Annotated in this window: 1 protein-coding gene; it reads left to right on the plus strand. The window is 65.0% G+C overall.

Annotation, left to right across the window (positions count from 1 at the left end):
- Nucleotides 1–168: 168 nt before the first annotated feature.
- Nucleotides 169–551, plus strand: a 383-nt coding sequence (locus ARGLB_RS12015; RefSeq protein ID WP_003802775.1) for a DUF5134 domain-containing protein, incomplete at its 3' end; no start/stop codon positions are given.

The following is a 551-nucleotide window of genomic DNA, read 5'->3' on the forward strand; positions in this document are numbered from 1 at the left end:
AGCGGCCACTGCTCCACCAGCAACGGACACTAAACAGCCAGGCCCTCCATGAAGTAGAGCTGGAAAAAGACCAGCACCAACAACCCGGTCCCCGATGCTGCCCGCGGGCAGCATCGGGGACCGGCCCTTTTTCCTGACCCGATCCCAGTAGTGAAAGCGTGATCGAACGTGTTCAACATCCCCGCACTTACCTGGACCCTCACCGCCGTCCTGCTCGCCGGCGGAAGCTACCACCTCTGGCAGGCCACACGGTCACACCACCTCACCGACCGGGTCAACAACACCCTCCACGCCCTCATGAACACCCTCATGGCCGCCATGCTCTGGAACCTCGCACCCTCCACCATCCTCGCCCAGATCGGCCTCCTCGCCGCCGCAGCCCTCTGGTTCATCATCCAGGCCGTCGCCCGCCCCGAATACAAACTCCTCTGCGCCGGCACCCAAGGCAGAATCAAATGCGCCTACCACGCCCTCACCATGGCCGCCGCAGCCCTCATGATCGCCACGATGACCCACCCCGCAACCCACCCCGCCACCGGACACGGCACCGG

Origin of the sequence: Arthrobacter globiformis NBRC 12137 (assembly GCF_000238915.1) — a bacterium.
GTDB lineage: Bacteria > Actinomycetota > Actinomycetes > Actinomycetales > Micrococcaceae > Arthrobacter > Arthrobacter globiformis.